A 17,567-nucleotide genomic window follows, 5' to 3' on the forward strand; every position below is an offset into this window, starting at 1 on the left:
CCAATGCCCACAGATTCCTAATGCAGATTTCTAACAGCGCTTGAGACGGAGCCTTTTGGCATGGCTTCTAAGGCTCTGGGATCAGCCAGACGCAATCTTTTTAGACTCGGCCTTAGACTTGGACGGGCGATCGGTGGTAACCTTCTGGGCAACCACTGTCGAGTTTTAGCGCCTTGCCATGACTCCTCTCTTCAAAGTCCGGTCGCTTTCGGTAACCGCAGCCTTTCGCAAGCTCCGTCAGGGCCGTCAGATGCTTCTGGGGGCTGGGCTAGGGGCGATCGCCCTGCTCATCCTTCTAATCGCGCCTGCCCAGGCAACCGATTTGCAAATCGCGCCGACCAATCCCCGTCTAGGAGATACCATCGCCGTCGTGCTGCGGCCCACGGTTCTTGCTGAGGTCGCACCCACTGTGACGATGGACGGCACGGCCTATCCTGTGTTTCCGCTGAGTGGAAATCGCTATCGGGCGCTGCTGCCCACCACGCCGCTCGACCGGCCGGGGCGCAAGGTGATCCAGGTGTCGGGTATGGGGGAACCGCGAAACGTGGCGATCACGCTGCGCGATCGCTCGTTTCCTGTGCAGCGGATTCGGGTGCGAGGCGGCGGCTCTGGCGGCACCGAGTACGAGTTTTCTCGCGTGGATGCGCTAAAGCAAATCGTATCGCCGGAGAAATACTGGCGTGGCGCATTTGCGCGTCCCGCCAGTGGACGGGTGAGTTCAGAATATGGCGTGCGGCGCTACTATAACGGCGTGTTTGCTGAGAACTACTATCATCGCGGCGTGGACTATGCAGGTGGACAGGGTTCACCCGTCGTGGCTCCGGCGGCGGGACGGGTGGTGCTGGTGGGGCGCGTAGAGGATGGCTTTGTGCTGCACGGCAACTCGGTTGGGATTGACCACGGCCAGGGCGTTAGCAGCATCTTCATCCACCTCAGCCGCATCGACGTGCGGGAGGGCGACTTTGTGCAACCGGGCCAGCGAATTGGGGCGATCGGCGCGACAGGTTCTGCGACCGGGCCCAACTTGCACTGGGGGCTGTTTGTCAATGGCAAGTCTGTCGATCCGGTGCCCTGGCGCAATCAGGGGTTTGAATAGTCCCGCTGTGCAGCCTGATTTGTTGCAAAGTTGACCAGAAAATTGGCGAGATTGGCCTCGTTTTCTCCGGATAGGCCGCCCTGAACTCTGAAGCTATAGGTAGATGCACCCTGATTGAACCCTCCGGCTTCGGCCGGGGGTTTCTTTCTTTTTATGGGATTTTTGCAGGATTTTTGCGGAATTTTTGTGGACGTTCCGGTGGCGATTTGCGGTGTTCAAGCAGCAGATTTCAAGGCGGATTTCAGAACATGAAAATTTCAGAACATGAAAAAAGGCTGACCCAATGAGCCAGCCCCTACCATGTTTGATGACGTTGTCTTTTTAGCTTGGAGAAAACCCGAACTGCGCGTTCCCAACTCGTGCAGAAGGGCGTGAGAAGACAGCCAGAAACATTCCGAGCGGTCTGCCATGAAATAAGCCATCCCAAACAGGCTATCTCAAAACAGGCACGGAATATTTCGCTTTCCTCCCTACAGGAGATTGTAACAAGAGACACAGCAATTTTGTTATAAAACTTTACGCCAATCCCTGCCTTTAGACATAACCCTACTTAATCAATGGACGAGTGAATCGGTGAGAAGCTGGTTTGTAAGGGCGATCGCCCTCCCCCAAGGTGCTTCTCTAGTCTTAAACCCTGTGAGCAAAGTTTGGAGCCTTGTCCCAAACTGGGTCTGATTCAGGCACTTTTTCTGAGGCGGCCCGTCCAGAGTTTGTATAGAACTGGGCCTAATAGGGGACTGAATCGATGGAATCAGTCTGGCACTGGGTTGCTGGGTAATGGGCGATCGCCCCTGTTCCAGTCCCACTTCTTCTATTACCAATAGGACTTACGCAGTTGGAGGATTTCTTGCGGGCGCAGCCCGCAAGAAATCCTCCAAAAACCAGAAAACTTATCGCAAGTGTGTAAGTCCTGACCCATTCATTCGCAGGCACATCAGGAAAGGGAGAGCCTCACATGCGTCAACAATTTAACCTCTGGCAACGATTGGCAAGCACAGCAGGTGTCGCGGTGGTGGTCGGCATGGGGGCCATGACGATGCCCAAACCCGCCGACGCGCAGACCGTGCCCAGCGGCACCCGCTTTAGCTGCCAGCTTGAAAATGGCGAGTATCAGGTGATGTATTCGCCCGCAAGCCAGCCAGGGCAGCTTTATCCCTGGGCGCGTCCCACGACGCTGGGCGGCGGCTGGACGGCCGATCGCCGCTGTGCCGAGATTGCGCGGAGGCTGGAATCTTATCGACCGGATGGGCTGACGGAACTGAAAACCGGGACGCTGAACGGCTATAACGTCGTCTGTGCTACGACCCAGCAGGTTCCCGACTGTCGCCTGGTGTTGACGGTGCCGCCCGGACAAGACCCGATCATCGTGCGCGATCGCGTGTTTGAAAACCTGACCGTGGCCGACAGCGGCCAGCGCACCGAGGGCGTGACGACCTTCCAGGGGCGCGACGGTCGGCTGATCGAGCAAATTGGCGATGCGCTGAATCTCCGCCTGCCCCGCAGCCGCCGTTCCTCCTCTGCACCCGCCAGCGGCATCAACCTGCGGCCGTTCCTCGACCCGGCAGATGGGGGCACGGGCGATCGCCTGCGTTCTGCGGTTCCCGCCCGCTCAAGTTCTGGCAGCTATCGGCTGAATCCAGATCTCTTTCGGTAGGAGGAGTTTGGCAGGCAGGAGACAGGGTTGAACTGATGGGGTGGCGAAAGCTTGCATAAAAAGCCTGCATAATAGGCTGAAGCCTGTATGACTCCTTGCCAGCAGGCGAACCCGTCACCCCTTTATTTCAGACCTTCCTCATGCCCGCTAAGACCCGTGGTGCGATCGCCGCCGGACACCCCAAAACCGCCGAAGCTGGAGCCGAAATGCTGCGGCTGGGGGGCAATGCGTTTGATGCGGCGGCGGCGGCGATGCTGGCATCCTGCGTTACAGAACCAACCCTCACGTCGCTGGGAGGCGGGGGGTTTTTGCTGGCGCACACGGCGGAGCGGCAAAATATTCTGTTCGATTTTTTTACCCAGACCCCGCGCCAGCGGCGACCCGTCGAGGCGGTCGAGTTTTATCCGGTGCTGGTGGACTTTGGAACGGCGGTGCAGGAGTTTCATATTGGGTTGGGGGCGATCGCTGTTCCGGGCACCGTGGCGGGTCTGTTTCAGATGCACCGTCGGCTGGGGCGGCTGCCCATGTCGGCCGTGGCAGAACCCGCGCTGCACTACGCCACGGCGGGCGTGGAAATCGGTGACTTCCAGGCTTACTGCTTTCAAATCTTGCGGCCGATTTTGCTGGCCTGTCCAGAGATGGGGCAACTCTGCACGCGAGAGGGGGAACTGCTGCAACCGGGCGATCGCTTCTATAATCCCGATTTGGCAGAGACGATCCGGCTGCTGGTGCAGGAGGGGCCGCAGGCGTTTTATGAAGGCGAGATCGCCCATGCGCTGGTGAAAGATTCCCAAACGCGGGGCGGCTATCTGTCGCTGGAGGATTTGCGCCAGTATCGCGTCATCGAGCGATCGCCCCTGATGACTTGCTATCGGGGAACCACGCTCGTCACCAACCCGCCCCCCAGTTCCGGCGGCTGCCTGATTGCCTTTGCGCTGGCGCTGCTGTCTCAAGTTGAGGTTGCAGGGTACGAATTTGGCTCGGAGGCGCACCTGACGCTTTTGGCAGATGCGATGCGGCTCACGAACCTGGCCCGTGCCGATGGCTACGACTCCCGAATCAACCAGCCCGATGTGGCAGAGCGCTTTCTGGCAGAGGCACACCTGCATCGCTATGCCCAGCAGCTTTTGCAGACAGCAGGGGTGAACAAATGGGGCAGCACGACCCACTTTAGCGTCATCGATGGCGAGGGCAATGCGGCTAGCATTACTGCCTCCAACGGCGAAGGGTCGGGCTATACGATTCCGGGAACGGGCATCATGCTGAACAATATGCTGGGCGAGGCAGATCTGCATCCTGGCGGGTTTCACCAGTGGCCGCTTGATGCGCGAATTTCCTCCATGATGGCTCCGACGATGGTGCTGGCGGGGGGAATGCCAGAACTGGTGCTGGGGTCTGGAGGCTCGAACCGGATTCGCACGGCGATTTTGCAGGTGATTTCCAACGTCATCGACTTTCAGATGCCGATTGAGCAGGCTGTAAACTCACCTCGCATCCACTGGGAAGCAGATGTGATGAACCTAGAGCCAGGGTTTGAGATTCCCAAAGTCCACACTCAATTTCCCTGGAACAGCGAGATTGTGCCGTGGGAGCAGCAGAATATGTTTTTTGGTGGGGTTCATGCGGTGCTGGCGAACCCGGATGGCAGGCTGACGGGTGCGGGCGATCGCCGTCGCAGCGGCTTTGTCGCGCTGGTCGAATAGAAATCTTCAGATTCCTTTAGATTCTCAAATTTTTTAGATTTTCAATTAGACTCTCAAACTTCAGCCCTTCAGACCTCAGCTTCTCAAAATCAAAAACGCCCCAGGCAGGACTCGAACCTGCGACCGACTGCTTAGAAGGCAGTTGCTCTATCCGGCTGAGCTACTGGAGCCAGCAAACCTTACGCGATACGTGGAGCTGTGTAGCTGACCTACAACACAACCCATAGGCTTGAGATGAACTTGATTTTATCAGTTACACTCGCTTGCTTGAAGTGTGATTGCTCAAAGCGTCAGCCGTTGCGGACAGGACTCTGAAATGCGGATTTCCAGGATATCCAGGATTTCCAGCATTTACAGGTTTAAGCACACCCTATACCAACTCATGCCAACTCATACCGTTTTTAATCAGACGACCAGGCAGCGTTAGGGAACCCAGACAAGATGGGAAAACTAAACCAGCCCAACTTAACACACGAACGAGTCGATATGAACCAATCAGCAAGTTTAGAATAAACCCCCAAAGGGCTTGGACTCGCCCAATATCTAAGTCCTGCGCTCCGGCGAGCCGTTCAGCAGAGACCATTGCTCCCAAGCTTACCCTAAGGCGGATTTCATGTTTTGCGATCGCTCCTCCAGCGTCCGCGTTTCATCCCATCAAAATTACTATACGCTTACTATACGATCCGACGCTTGCGGGGTCTTGACCTTGCAAACGGTCTGTCCACTGTCTAAGCGCTCTGTCCAGAACCAAGTTCGTCCCAGTGCCCAGCGCTAAACGAATCCGGTATCAGGTGTACACTTAGACCAATCCAGTGTGTATCGCCCATCGAACGGCGGTTTTCCAACACCCCCGCCCTGACAGGAGTCAACCGACCAAATCATGTTTATCTTAAAGCGGCAGGATGTTGAAATTACGAGCGTTCAACACCCCAAAAAAGATCAACAGATTCCTGTTCTGCATTACCAGGGACAGTCTTTTCGGCTGATCAGCGTGTTTAACGCGGCTCAGGAGGAAGACGCAAAAGCCTTTTGGCGCGATTTGACGGATAACCGGGGCAAAGCCTGCGTGTTGCTGGAGGAGCCAGAGCGCTATAGCGTGTGGGGCAAGGTGCGGCTGGATCAGCTTGCTGCGGACAGTGGCGACCAGGTGGCAACGGATAGCACGTCTCCGGCCCTGATTCAGGCGGCGCTGCTGCTGCTCCAGGCGGTCTACATTGATATTGAAGATCTGCTGGGGGGACGGCAGGCTGGCATGTTTCAGAAAGAAATTTCCAGCGTATTTCAGCAGTGGCGGTTTCCTCAAACCGAGTCGCCGGATGCGATTAATCAGCTTCTGACGGTCGATCCGCTGGCATCGCTTCAGGTGCCCCCTTGGCAAGAGCATCATCTGAATACGCTGCTGCTGGAGTTGCTGCGCTTGGGCAAGGAGCATTTTGGGAATACTAGCTTCACGGGGCGGGTGCTGGATGCGCTTCAGGATATGTCTGAGGGCGATCGCACGCAGTTCCTAAACTGGCTCAAGCAGTCTCCCTCTGGAAAAGACTGGCAATAGCTGGCAGGTATTCGCAAGCATTCTGCGCGATCCTTCCTCGCGATTATTCCGCGATTATTCATTGAGGGCGATCGCTCAATCAGTCAGACTCGTCGCCTTGCATTGTGGTCTAGTGCAGCTTTTTACCCTGCGGCTTCTTAATAAAGTTGCCATTGAGCGTCAAAACTGTGAAAAATTCTGTTTTAATTTGGCTATTCTCAACCCGCATCTTCCTGTGCCCTCCAGTTAAGGAGTGATTCTGTGGCTAAGAAAACCCCTGGCTCTTCCTCGGCCATCCCAGTGCAGACCATTGTCATCATCGCTATCCTGTGGGCGGTGTTTTCCCTGCTGTTCTTCCTGCTGTTTAGCGTGCCGCTGCCGGGGCAGGGTCGTCCAGAGTGGTATGGCATTACGACCTATTTTTTGGAAAATATTGCCTTTTTGGGAGCGTCCATTCTCTGTTTTCGCAACTGGCGCAGTCCGCTGATCGTGAGCGGGCGCACGGTTTGGCTGCTGATTGGGCTGGGAATGCTGTCTTTCTTTATTGGCAATTTGATTCTTGGACAGTGGGAAATTGGCTGGGGCAAGGAACCGGATGCGTCTCCCGCCGACCTGTTTTTCCTGCTGATGTATTTGCTGGTGGGCGCGGGTATGTTTTTGGCGGTGTCTTCGCGCAAGCTGAACCTGGCAATCTGGCAGTGGCTAGCGGTGATAGGCGTAGGGGTTTTGGGGGTTGTGATTGCCTGGTTTATCTACAACGGGGCAAGTGCGGCTGCCTCGGCGGCGGTCTGGATTGATCCTCCGGCGATCGCCCAGACTGCGCCCGACGCGGCTCCGGCGGCTCCGTCGACTGCCCCGGTGCCTGCCGAACCTGCCCCAGCCGCCGCAGCTACAACCTCCAGAGTCCCTGGTTGGGCGGTAGCGCTAGAAGACACCCTGTCCCCGTTCTCAGGTACCTTTGCGATCGCCTATGTGGCTGGAGATATCATTCTGCTGATGGCTGCGATGGCGCTGCTGCTGGCGTTTTGGGGCGGGCGATTCTCGCTGTCTTGGCGCTTCATTGCCGCCGCTGCAATCTGCTTTTACATTGCAGATATGTGGTTCCTCTACGCCACCCGCTACGTCGAGGGCTATCAAACGGGCGGCTTGCTCGAAGTGTTCTGGATTTTTAGCGCCTGCCTGTTTGCCATTGGCGCAGCCCTAGAGTACGACCTGTCGAGCCGCTCTCGTCGGGGCAGCCGTCGCCGCGCCTGAGTGTTTTGTTTGATCGCAGACATTGAATTTTAGTTACCCTTGTACTGTTATGTGCAAGGGTCAGACAATTCTGAGTTACGATCAATCAGGTTTTTTCTTCAGTGCTCCCCGGTGGGGCGAGTGGTTAACGCGGCATGCCTCCTACAAAACTGACCGATTCTGACAAGCAAAAAATTCTGGCACTGTATCGCCAGTCAGACGAAACCACCACATCCCTGGCTCAGCAATTCAGCGTCAGCACCTCTACAATTAGCCGCATTCTGAAGCAAAGCCTGTCGGAAGCCGAATATGACGCGCTGATTCAGAAAAAGCGAACCGCAGGCAGCAGCAAGTCTGAAGTTGAGAACGCCGCCGACGTATCCACCGCTGTAGAAGCGGCAGAGGCCCTGGAATCAGAAGAAGATCCGCAGCCTCCCCAGCCAGACGTGTTTAGCGCTGTGCCCCAAGCTGTGCCCCAAGCCGTGGAGCCGGATGCGGACGAGATGGACATAGCCGAGCCGGACTCCGCACGCCGCGATGGTCGCCGCCAGCGCCGCCGTTCTGGGAGCGTTCCCCCTGAATCCAGCAAACCATCTACGGTTGCGCCGCCCAAACTGGCTAAAAAGAAGCGGATTGATGAAGATGGGGCGATCGCCTCTGTTGAATCGTCCTTCGCTGCGGACGCTGGGCTTGCGGAGGAGGATTCGGCGGAACCTGTCGTCGCTGAGCTAGAGGCAGTTGAGCGCGACATTTTGAAGCATGAAGGCGTTTTCACGGATATTGACGAAGAAGATGACGACGATCTGGATGATGAAGACCTGACAGACGACCTCGACGACGACCTCGACGACGACCTGGACGATGACGATGACGGCTCCTTGCTCGACGCAGCCGTTGAGCTGGACGACCTGACGGGCGGACTGCACAGCAACATACCGCTGCACATTGCGCCGCTCTCGGAAGCCAAACTGCCCAAGTCCTGCTATCTAGTAGTCGATCGCACGTCGGATTTAGTGACTCGGCCGCTCAAGGACTTTGCGGGGCTGGGGCTAATTCCCGACGACCAGGAAGAGGAGCGGACGCTGCCTGTGTTTGATAATCATCGGGTGGCCAAGCGCTATGTGCGGCGGATGCAGCGTGTGGTCAAGATTCCCGACGGTCAGGTGTTTTTGAAGGCCAGTCCCTATTTGCAGGCGAAGGGCATTACGCGGCTGCTGATCGATGGGCGGGTATATTCACTCTAGGCAGAGGTCTAGCTGAGGGGATGTCTGGCTAGGCGGTCTGGCTAGGCGATCTGGCTAGGCGGATACTTGGGCGATCGCCCGATGTTCTGCGACTGGGCGAGGCTATTCGTCCTCAAACGGATCGCCCTCGTCTAGGCTGCGGGCACTGGAAGTGCGATCGCCCGGTAGCACCAGCGCCGCGCCCAGCATCCCTGCCGACGCGCTAAACCCCAGCAGCAGCCCGATGGGAATCGGCACCGTCCTGCCTGTCAAAAAGCGAAGTTCGACAGGGGTCGCGTTTTGCACCGAAAGCAGGGCGATCGCACTCACCCACAGCGCAACAATCGAAGAAACCAGAACCTTTAGCATGGCGGCAAGCAGGCAAAAGACCGAAGGCTGAAACCCAAAATCCAAAATCCAAAACCCAAAGCTGGCTCAGGGTGAAGCAGGCGTGCAGGCCTCATTCAGGCAGATGACCAGCACCGACTGGATGGTCGCATCTTCTCGGAACTGCTGCGTTTCGTTGTATTCCGCTGTGGGCGAGGGATAAATGCCCGCTGTTTCGCTGCTGCCATTGCCTGTGCCAAAGGACAGGTTGGTGGCCGGATGCTGGGCAAACCGGACGTATTCCCGCGATTCGTTCTGCGTATTGTACGACAGGGTGGCATCGCCGTAGATCTGCTCTGCCTGGGCGATCGCCGTACCGGGGCCAACGCCGCGATCGGTGCGGTAGCTGGGGTTATCGGTCAGCACGCCCTGCACCACGTCATCATCGCCAAAGCTCTCGCCCGCCAGGTACAGCACATAAAACTGTGGCTTGCCGTTCTGGGACACGGCGATCGCATCGAAATCGACGATAAAAGGCGACTGAACTTCAAACGTGGCATTGGGCAGCGCTTGCTTGAGTTCTCCCAGCGTCATGCCCAGTTTTGCCGGGCCGATACCCTCGGCTGAAATCACAAACAGCGACGGATCGGTTGGCGCTGGAGCAGAAGCCGTGGGGCTGGGCGCGGGGGCAGAAGGCGCAGGCGAGCCTGGGCCAGCCGTCGGCGACGCGCTAGGAGAGGACGAAGGCGGCTGGGCATCGTTGCATCCGACCAGCCCCGCCAGTCCGCCCAGCAGCAGGGTCCCCAGCAGCAGTTGTTTTGTGGATTGTTTTATCAACCGACCCATTGCTTTCTCCTTCTGAATCCCACGCCAACTCCGTGACGACCTCAGCATAGCGCTTGTGCCAGAGCGTCGGCTCCCGGTTGTGGCGGAAGACGCAATCACCGGCCACAGATTGCTACACCTGTTTTAGCAGGTTGTCCTGATTTTGCCCTGACTTTGCTTGATCTGGCGGCACGGGCTATTTAGGCAAATTGAAGGCGGCAACCGGATTCAACCATCGCGTGATGGTGCGCTTGAGCTGAATGAAATCTCGGTTTAGCCCCTGCTGCATAAACTGTCCGAGGGCATCCAGCGGCGTAAAGGTTGCACCGGGCTGCCATTTCAAATCTTGACCCATTGGCGTTAGGTGGTTGCCGCCCAGCGTGTGCAGCGTGGTCATGTCTGGAAAACGGCGAGTGAGAACGTCCGCGAGCGATCGTGTCTGGTCAATATCATCCATCGCAAAGCGAATCAGCAGATTGCGCCGCACCTGATACTGCCGCTCGATCAGCGTGTAGGTTTCTGTCGGCGATGGCGTAAATTCCATATTCAGCAGCGGCGCAAACTGGGGCGGAATCTGGGAAGAAAACTGGGTCGAAAACTGCGACATTTGATCCAGAAACGGAATCGATCGCCGCGCTGGATAATTGTTAAACGACAGAAAAACGTTGCCTGCTCGCTCTTGCGACGAGCGGCTGCCGATCAGCAGATGCAGCTTGCAGCCCATGCTGTGGCCGACACCGTAGAGCGGCACGTAGCTGCGACGAAACACACGCTCCAGCAAATATTCCTCAGCCCGGAGGAACGATCGCAACACCTGGCGGGCGATCGCCTCATGGTCAAACGTGTTGACAAAGGGCGTGGCAACAACGGCATAGCCCTGCTCTGCTAGATGCTCTAGCAGCGAACGATAGGTGATCTGCGGAGCCGCCGCCACAAACGCCCCGCCCAAAAAATGAATCATCGCTGTCGGACGTTCTGGCACCACTAGCCAATTTCCGCCCAGTTCTCGCCATTCCATAGGTAAAGAAGGGTGAAGCTCTCTCTCATGGTAGACGATGTGGCAGCGGGTGGGGGGATAAGAAAGGGATCAGTAACTCTATCTCTCGATCCCCCGCTTGCTCTCTATCCCCCGCTTGGCTTAAATAGCCTGCAACAAAAACACCAGCCCCACGCCTGCGATCGCCAGCCCAGGCAGGGTCAGCGCTCTAGCCCGTTCGGCCGTGCGGCGCAGCAGTCGATCGCCCAGCCATCCCGCTCCCAAGGCGATCGCCGCCTGGATCAGCGTGAAACCCAGCAGATAGGCAGACAGGGGCGACGGCGTTGCACCAATGATTGACTCGCCGTAGGCATAGCCGTGGAATACCCCTGCCAAAATTCCAAAGGCGATCGCCCCGCCCAGGGGCAGTGTCTTTCGCAGCCCCAGCCCCAGCCCGATTAGGAACACCGACAGCGCAATGGCAATTTCAACGGCGGGCAAATCCACTGAATTCAGGTGTAGGGTCGTGCCGCCCAGCGCTGCTAGCAAGAAGCTGATAGGAAACAGCAGTCCCCAGCTCTGCTTTGCCGCCAGTAGCCCAATCGCCACCACAAACGCAAAGTGATCCAGCCCAATGACGGGATGGGCCAAACCAGACAAAAACCCTTCCAAAAAGGTTTTGGGCGTTTCGCCTCCCGTGGCGTGGTGCGCTAGGGCTGGTTCGGCACAGAGCGCCATTCCTGCTAGCAAGAGCAGTGCGCCACTGCGCCAGTCTGCGCTAGGTTTGGTGGCCGGGACGGTTCGCCGATCGCGCGCTCTGGACGATTTTGGGAATTTCCGGGTTCTGGTGATGCTTGCCTTCATGTCTGTACCTCGCAGAGTCTAAATTGGCAAAATGGCGCATCGGCGGGCATCCTGACTGGTCGGGCGGGGTGTCTTGCCCAACTTCACAGTTGCGGGACAGCGGCAGACTTGCACTGCACTTTCCCCAATCGGCGCGATCGCCAATCTCCAAAGGCTGTTCCCCTTTGAGAGCCGATGAGCGACTGAAATCATAGCACCGTTTGCAGGAGCAAACGCGCAGAGTCACGAATGTTCAAGGAACTGGGCGCTTGCAGCTATCCAAAATCGCCAATCCAAAAATCGCTAATCCAAAATCGCCAATCTAAAACCAACCAAACCTACGCACTGGCGATAGGCTCTTTGGGTTTTGGACAATTTCTCATGGGCTGCGCCCGCGAGAAATGGTTCAACTGCGTAAGTCCTAACCAATCCAAAATCTCAAATTTAGTCGGCAACCGAAACGATCGCCCCCTGTTGGGCCATCGACTGGGAGAGCGCTTCGAGAACCGCCACCAACTCGACACCAACTTCGCCCGACGACAGGTTGGAGGGGCGATCGCCCCGCACACAGTCCACAAAATGTTCGCAGGCGCGGCGCAGTGGTTCTTCGCGGGAAACGGCGATCGCCCGTCGCTCTTGGGCCGTGGGCAAGAATTGTCTGTCTTGCTGCATCAGCGCTCCAGTTTGCAGCACCAGCGAATCGGTCGCCATTTCGTCAAAAATTAGCGAGGCGCGATCGCCCACCACGCTCAGCCGCCGCTGTCGGTCGGGATTGAGCCAGCACACCTGGAGCGTCGCCTGAAATCCGCTGGGATAAAACAACCGCGCCCAGACTAGATCGGATACTCCCGATACTCCCGATACTCCCGATTGCACTGCCGTTTTTGCCTGGTTTGTTTCCTGGGCGATCGCCCCAAGCGGTGGGGTTAGCGCGGGCTGCAACCAGACCGTCCCCCAGGCCTGCCCCTGCACGGGTCGCTCTCCCAGCCAGTGGTTAAAAATGGCAATGTCGTGAATTGCCAGATCCCATAGCGCATCGACATCGGAGCGCACTGGGCCGAGGTGCGTCCGGCTGCTGCTGCCATAGCGCACCTGCCCAAGTAGCCCTTGCTGAACGAGCGATCGCCCCGCTTGCACGGCTGGGTGAAACAAATAGGTGTGATCTACTACCAGCCGCCGTCCTTGCGCTGCCGCCAGTTGGCACAGTTCTCGCCCCTCGGCAGCGCAGAGCGTCAGGGGCTTTTCTACAAATCCGTGTAGCCCTCGGTTCAGCGCGGTTCGCAGAAGTGCTGCATGGGTGCTGGCGGGTGTGGCGATCGCCACGGCATCTACCCCGTCCAACTCGAGCGCGGCTGCCCAATCCGTGAGGGCAAGAACGGCGGGCGTGCGATGTGCTAGCCCAAGCTGGTTCACCGCAGTTTGCAGACGGGTGGTGCTGGGATCGGCGATCGCCACCACGCGCACCCCCGGCAGCGCCAAAAAATTTCGCAGCAGATGCATTCCCCACCGCCCTAGCCCCAAAATCACAATGCCCACTGACGGTGAATCCTGGGCTGCGTCTACGTTGCTCACATTTTTCGCTTACACTTTTTGCTTACACTTTTTGCTCAAACTTCTTGCTCACATTTTTTGCCTACACTTTTTGCTCGCATTGATTCTGAATTTTCGGGTCTGAATTTTCGGGACTGGCTAAGGCATTGATCCAGCCCGCCTGCTCTTTTCCGCCAATTTATTTGCTCATTTGCTAATGATTCGCCTAATTTGCCAATTTAGCCTGCTTACTCTGCAAACTCGCATCCTCCGATCCGTCTTAGTTCTGTCTTAGTATCGTCTTCTGTCAATGTTGCGGAGCGATGACCCCCGCCAACCCACTTTTTTCGGCTTTGAGCCACAATAGGGAAGTCGGGATGAGCCGACGGGCTGTATCCTGATGAAGTCTATTGCTGAGTTGACAGAAGTAGGTGCTATGAGCCGCCGTCGTCAAACCCCCTGGCTGCATCGCCAGTCTCGCAAGATTATCGGAGCGATCGCCCTGCTGGGTGCGCTAAACACTGCCTATCTCACCGCGACTCGGCTGTTTGGTGGCGAGGCAGCCTGCCCCACTAGCGGCTGTCAGCAGGTGCTTTCTAGCCCCTACGCCACGCTGTTTGGGCAACCGTTGGCGCTGTTTGGGCTGCTGGCCTATCTGGGCATGGCGGCGTTTGCTTTTGCGCCGCTGCTGGTCAATCCCGACCAAAACAAGACCCTGCGAACCAGTTTGGATAACACGACCTGGCTGCTGCTGTTTGCAGGCTCCACCGCCATGCTGGTATTCAGCGGCTACCTGATGTACATCATGTTTTCCGAGTTCGTGGTGCCCTTCGGCGCTGCGGGCATCTGCGTCTATTGCATTGCATCGGCGCTGTTTGCCCTGGCTATGTTCTTGCTGACGCTGTTCGGGCGAGCTTGGGAAGATGTGGGACAGCTTATTTTTACCGGGATCTTAGTCGGTGTGGTGGTGCTAGTAGGTTCTCTGGCTTGGCACAACATCATTAAAACGCCGCCCAGTGAGGTCGTAGACGGGCCATCCGTGCCACCTGTAACTACTGTTTCGGGGCAGGCAGAGGTTGAACTGGCTCGCCACCTGAAGCGCATTGGCGCGAAGATGTTTGGTGCTTACTGGTGCCCGCATTGCCACGATCAGAAGCAACTCTTTGGTCAGCCTGCCGCGGCTGAGATCCCTTACATTGAATGTGCGCCAGACGGAGCGAACTCCCAGACTGCCTTGTGTCGCGCCACGCCGCAGGTGACGGGCTATCCTACCTGGGAAATCAACGGACAGTTTTACTCTGGCACCCAAACGCTGGAGCAACTGGCCAAGGCTTCTGGCTATCAGGGCCCGACCAACTTCCAGATTTCTCCGTAGGGGCGCTGTCCTAATTTGGATTTTGGATTGCTAGCCGAGCCTGTCCGGGGCTTCTAGCAGTTTCATTTGTAGCATCACTCAGGAGAATTGATATTCAAGGGCCAGTTTGCAAGGGCTGGTTTGAAGGCTGAGCATCTGCCCCCCTTAGTCCTCCTTAGGGACGAAAGGGGGGGAATCTTTATCGTGTATTTCTGGAACTGTACCTCTGGAACCCTGTACTGTTAGTCCCCCACGCCTGACCCTTTGCCCTGCCAGCGAGACAGTAGTTTTTCTAGCTCAATCCAAACAAAGAGCAGCAGGCTGAATCCAAGACAAATCAGCAGTTCCAGGGGGCTGAGGATTTGGGTGCCAAAGAAGTTTCGCAGCGGCTCGACGTAGATTAGCGCTAGTTGCAACAGGCTGGTAAAGACGACGGAGGTGAGGACGTAGGGATTGGAGAAGGGGTTGAGTTCTAGGGTTAGGCGGGTGTTGGATCGAATAGCCAGGGCATGACCCATCTGGGCCAGGCAAAGGGTAGTGAAGACCATTGTCTTCCAGCGATCGGGGTCGCCGGGGGTGGTTTGGGCGAGGTGATAGCCGACGACCATTTGGGCGATCGCAATCATAGACAGCACCACGCCGATGCGGATCATGTAGGTGCCCAGTCCTCGTGCAAAGATGCTCTCTTTGGGATCGTGGGGCGGGCGACTCATGACGTTGGGTTCCGCAGGTTCTACTGCTAGCGCTAGGGCGGGCAGTCCATCGGTGACCAAGTTCATCCAAAGGATTTGCAGGGGCGTGAGGGGCACGCCGCCAAAGGCAAACAGCGGCGATGCGGCAATGGTAATCACCTCGCCGATATTGGAACCCAGAATGTATTTGATAAAGCGGCGAATGTTGGTGTACACCACGCGCCCTTCTTCCACCGCTGAGACGATGGTGGCGAAGTTATCGTCCAACAGCACCATGTCGCTGGCTTCTTTGCTGACATCGGTGCCCGTGATGCCCATTGCAATGCCGATATCGGCCCGCTTCAGCGCGGGGGCATCGTTCACGCCATCGCCCGTCATGGCGACGATGTGGTGCCGCCGCTGAAGCGCTTGCACGATTTTCAGCTTATGCTCTGGGGCGACGCGGGCATAGACGCTGACCCGCTCGACGTGGGCTTCCAGTTCTTCTGGGGTGCAGTGTTCCAGATCGGGCCCGGTCAGCACTTCATCGCCGGGTTGGGCAATGCCCAAGTCTTCGGCGATCGCCCGTGCGGTGAGCTGGTGGTCGCCTGTAATCATGACGGGGCGAATTCCGGCGGAGCGACAGCGGGCCACGGCCTCGCGTGCTTCGGGGCGGGGCGCGTCTAGCATGTCCACCAGTCCCAGCCAGATCAGCCCTTGCTCGGTTTCCTCGGCGCTGTCTTCGGCGGGCAATGCTTCTAGGGGACGGCCGGCAAACCCCAGCACCCGCAGTCCTTTGCTTGCTAGGTGATTGTTTTGCTGCAAGATTTTCTGACGGCGATCGCCGCTGAGTGGCTCCACAGTGCCCTTGACATACACAAACTGGCATCGCTCCAGCACCAGTTCTGGAGAGCCTTTGCAAAACAGGAGTAGGGAGGAGGACGGCAGGAGCAGCGGGGCGATCGCACCCATCGCATCTGTGGTCGTTCCACCCCCTGCCTGTTTGACCATGACGCTCATGCGCTTGCGCTCGGAGGTGAAGGGAAACTCACCCAGGCGCGTCCAGGCATAGCTCAACTGATGGCGATCGAGGCCGGCCTTGGTGGCGGCGACGAGCAGTGCGCCTTCGGTGGGGTCGCCCAGGATGCACCAGTCGCCGTTTTCCTTTTGCAGCGCAGCGTCGTTGCAGAGAAGGCCGGCCGTCAGCAGGGCGATCGCCTCTGGGTGGTGCCGAGTGTCAATCGGCTGCCCGTCCAGCAAAAACTCGCCCTCTGGTGTATAAGCGTGGCCGGTGACGCTGAGGGAGCAGGAGTGCTGGTGAATCCCCTGCACCACCATTTTGTTTTGGGTCAGGGTTCCCGTTTTGTCGGAGCAGATCGTGGTGACAGAGCCGAGGGTTTCTACCGCAGGCAGCTTGCGGATCAGGGCATGGCGGCGCACCATCCGCTGGGTTCCTAGCGCCAGCGTTACCGTAATCACGGCGGGCAAGCCCTCTGGCACAACGGCCACTGCCATGCTCAGCGACACCTCCACCAGTTCCCGCAGCTTGCCCCATCCGGCCACCAGCAGCCCCAAGACAACGACCACTGCCACCAGTGACAGAGACCCCGTGACCAACGCCTGACTGAGCTGATCCATCCGCTGCTGCAAGGGCGTTGGCTCGGCCTCGACAGATTGCAGCAGGGTGGCAATTTTGCCGAGTTCGGTGCCCATGCCGGTTTGGGTGACGATGGCCACGCCGCGCCCCTGCACGACCTCGGTTCCCTGATACACGCAATTGAGGCGATCGCCCAGGGGAGTATCTTCTGATAGGTCTGCGGCGACCCGCTTGCTGACGGCCTGTGCCTCGCCCGTCAGCGCTGCCTCCCGCACTTGCAGGCTGGCTTCCTCCAACAGGCGACCGTCCGCCGCCACCTGCACGCCTGCCTCCAGCAGCATGATGTCCCCTGGCACCAGTTCCCCAGCGCTTACCTCCTGTACGCGCCCATCGCGCACCACGCGCACTCGCGGCGAGGCCATATTTTTCAGGGCAGCCAGCGCTTTTTCGGCACGACTTTCCTGCACATAGCCCAGCAAGCCATTCAGAAACACGATCGCTAAAATCGCCACGGTGTCTTTGAACGGAATGTCGTTGGACTTGACCCGTCCTGCCTGCATGTCCATCAGATCCATCACGCCGGAAATGATCGCCACCGCGATCAGCATGATCAGCATGATGTTTTTGAACTGATCCAGCAAGATCGCCCAGTTGCTCCGGCTGCCTGTGTCTTCCAGTTCGTTTGGGCCAAATTGGCGCTGGCGTTCGGCGACTTGCTCCGACGTGAGGCCCAACTGGCGATCGCTCTGCAACTGCTCCAAAACTTTTTCAGCAGGCAGCAGATGCCAGCGGGTGGCAGGAGAGACAGAGCCAGGGTCAGAAATAGTCATTTAGGTTTAGAGTTTGATAAAACCGAATGTTTTAAGGCAGGGTAAATGCTGCGAACCTGCCTCGAACGATGTTGCAATCTGCAAGCCAATCCGTTATGGATTTCAGGCAAAGATTTCAGCCAAAGATTTTAGAAATTGAACACCGCTCGCAGCATTTGTGCAAGCGGTGTATCA

At 57.6% G+C, this 17,567-nt stretch carries 13 protein-coding genes, 1 tRNA gene and 1 riboswitch; of the genes, 7 read left to right on the forward strand and 7 right to left on the reverse strand.

Annotation, left to right across the window (positions count from 1 at the left end; all coding sequences use genetic code 11):
- Positions 1-178 precede the first annotated feature (178 nt).
- From HNI00_RS13325 to ggt, 3 genes are all read left to right on the forward strand, one after another.
- Entirely contained in the window at positions 179-1,096 is a 918-nt protein-coding gene (locus HNI00_RS13325) for a M23 family metallopeptidase (protein ID WP_316786909.1), read from the forward strand.
- A gap of 955 nt (positions 1,097-2,051) precedes the next feature.
- A complete protein-coding gene (locus tag HNI00_RS13330; protein ID WP_172354197.1) occupies positions 2,052-2,750 on the forward strand; it encodes a COP23 domain-containing protein in 699 nt (232 codons plus the stop codon).
- Between the two features lie 140 nt (positions 2,751-2,890).
- Positions 2,891-4,453, forward strand: coding sequence for a gamma-glutamyltransferase (gene ggt, locus HNI00_RS13335; protein ID WP_316786913.1), 1,563 nt, complete (start codon positions 2,891-2,893; stop codon positions 4,451-4,453).
- 96 nt (positions 4,454-4,549) lie between these two features.
- Here the strand turns inward: ggt and HNI00_RS13340 are convergent.
- Positions 4,550-4,623, reverse strand: a tRNA-Arg gene (locus HNI00_RS13340).
- Between the two features lie 710 nt (positions 4,624-5,333).
- Between HNI00_RS13340 and HNI00_RS13345 the strand changes: the two genes are divergently transcribed.
- The 3 genes from HNI00_RS13345 (at position 5,334) to HNI00_RS13355 (ending at position 8,461) form a co-directional block, all read left to right on the forward strand.
- A complete protein-coding gene (locus HNI00_RS13345) occupies positions 5,334-6,005 on the forward strand; it encodes an Npun_F0813 family protein (RefSeq protein WP_172354199.1) in 672 nt (223 codons plus the stop codon).
- 240 nt (positions 6,006-6,245) lie between these two features.
- Positions 6,246-7,238, forward strand: a complete 993-nt coding sequence (locus HNI00_RS13350; protein ID WP_316786916.1) for a hypothetical protein — start codon at positions 6,246-6,248, stop codon at positions 7,236-7,238.
- 134 nt (positions 7,239-7,372) lie between these two features.
- Complete coding sequence (locus HNI00_RS13355) at positions 7,373-8,461, forward strand: hypothetical protein (RefSeq protein WP_316786918.1); 1,089 nt, start codon at positions 7,373-7,375, stop codon at positions 8,459-8,461.
- A 102-nt stretch (positions 8,462-8,563) separates the two neighbouring features.
- Here HNI00_RS13355 and HNI00_RS13360 read toward each other — a convergent pair whose 3' ends face one another.
- The 5 genes from HNI00_RS13360 to HNI00_RS13380 form a co-directional block, all read right to left on the reverse strand.
- Positions 8,564-8,809, reverse strand: coding sequence for a LapA family protein (locus HNI00_RS13360; RefSeq protein ID WP_316786919.1), 246 nt, complete (start codon positions 8,807-8,809; stop codon positions 8,564-8,566).
- 66 nt (positions 8,810-8,875) lie between these two features.
- Positions 8,876-9,613: a hypothetical protein gene (locus HNI00_RS13365; RefSeq protein WP_316786921.1), complete on the reverse strand. Its 738-nt coding sequence runs from the start codon at positions 9,611-9,613 to the stop codon at positions 8,876-8,878.
- A gap of 175 nt (positions 9,614-9,788) precedes the next feature.
- Complete coding sequence (locus HNI00_RS13370) at positions 9,789-10,610, reverse strand: DUF1350 family protein (protein WP_316786923.1); 822 nt, start codon at positions 10,608-10,610, stop codon at positions 9,789-9,791.
- Positions 10,611-10,730: 120 nt separating this feature from the next.
- Positions 10,731-11,306 carry a HupE/UreJ family protein gene (locus HNI00_RS13375; protein WP_316786925.1) on the reverse strand — a complete coding sequence of 192 codons (576 nt, stop codon included), beginning with the start codon at positions 11,304-11,306 and terminating at the stop codon, positions 10,731-10,733.
- A 150-nt stretch (positions 11,307-11,456) separates the two neighbouring features.
- Positions 11,457-11,623: riboswitch (cobalamin riboswitch) on the reverse strand.
- 232 nt (positions 11,624-11,855) lie between these two features.
- The gene (locus tag HNI00_RS13380; RefSeq protein WP_316786927.1) at positions 11,856-12,983 is read right to left on the reverse strand and encodes a Gfo/Idh/MocA family protein; all 1,128 of its coding nucleotides are present in this window, start codon (positions 12,981-12,983) and stop codon (positions 11,856-11,858) included.
- Positions 12,984-13,377: 394 nt separating this feature from the next.
- Between HNI00_RS13380 and HNI00_RS13385 the strand changes: the two genes are divergently transcribed.
- A complete protein-coding gene (locus HNI00_RS13385) occupies positions 13,378-14,316 on the forward strand; it encodes a vitamin K epoxide reductase family protein (protein ID WP_297080945.1) in 939 nt (312 codons plus the stop codon).
- Between the two features lie 221 nt (positions 14,317-14,537).
- On the opposite strand, the gene HNI00_RS13390 is transcribed toward HNI00_RS13385, so the two are convergent.
- Complete coding sequence (locus HNI00_RS13390; RefSeq protein WP_316786930.1) at positions 14,538-17,393, reverse strand: cation-translocating P-type ATPase; 2,856 nt, start codon at positions 17,391-17,393, stop codon at positions 14,538-14,540.
- Positions 17,394-17,567: the final 174 nt, after the last annotated feature.

Source organism: Thermoleptolyngbya oregonensis NK1-22 (genome assembly GCF_032705245.1).
Lineage (GTDB): Bacteria > Cyanobacteriota > Cyanobacteriia > Elainellales > Elainellaceae > Thermoleptolyngbya > Thermoleptolyngbya sichuanensis.

Coding starts and splice junctions, on each gene's coding strand:
- HNI00_RS13325 (WP_316786909.1), top strand. CDS start 179: ATGACTCCTCTCTTCAAAGTCCGGTCGCTTTCGGTAACCGCAGCCTTT.
- HNI00_RS13330 (WP_172354197.1), top strand. CDS start 2,052: ATGCGTCAACAATTTAACCTCTGGCAACGATTGGCAAGCACAGCAGGT.
- ggt (WP_316786913.1), top strand. CDS start 2,891: ATGCCCGCTAAGACCCGTGGTGCGATCGCCGCCGGACACCCCAAAACC.
- HNI00_RS13345 (WP_172354199.1), top strand. CDS start 5,334: ATGTTTATCTTAAAGCGGCAGGATGTTGAAATTACGAGCGTTCAACAC.
- HNI00_RS13355 (WP_316786918.1), top strand. CDS start 7,373: ATGCCTCCTACAAAACTGACCGATTCTGACAAGCAAAAAATTCTGGCA.
- HNI00_RS13360 (WP_316786919.1), bottom strand. CDS start 8,809: ATGCTAAAGGTTCTGGTTTCTTCGATTGTTGCGCTGTGGGTGAGTGCG.
- HNI00_RS13365 (WP_316786921.1), bottom strand. CDS start 9,613: ATGGGTCGGTTGATAAAACAATCCACAAAACAACTGCTGCTGGGGACC.
- HNI00_RS13370 (WP_316786923.1), bottom strand. CDS start 10,610: ATGGAATGGCGAGAACTGGGCGGAAATTGGCTAGTGGTGCCAGAACGT.
- HNI00_RS13375 (WP_316786925.1), bottom strand. CDS start 11,306: ATGGCGCTCTGTGCCGAACCAGCCCTAGCGCACCACGCCACGGGAGGC.
- HNI00_RS13385 (WP_297080945.1), top strand. CDS start 13,378: ATGAGCCGCCGTCGTCAAACCCCCTGGCTGCATCGCCAGTCTCGCAAG.
- HNI00_RS13390 (WP_316786930.1), bottom strand. CDS start 17,393: ATGACTATTTCTGACCCTGGCTCTGTCTCTCCTGCCACCCGCTGGCAT.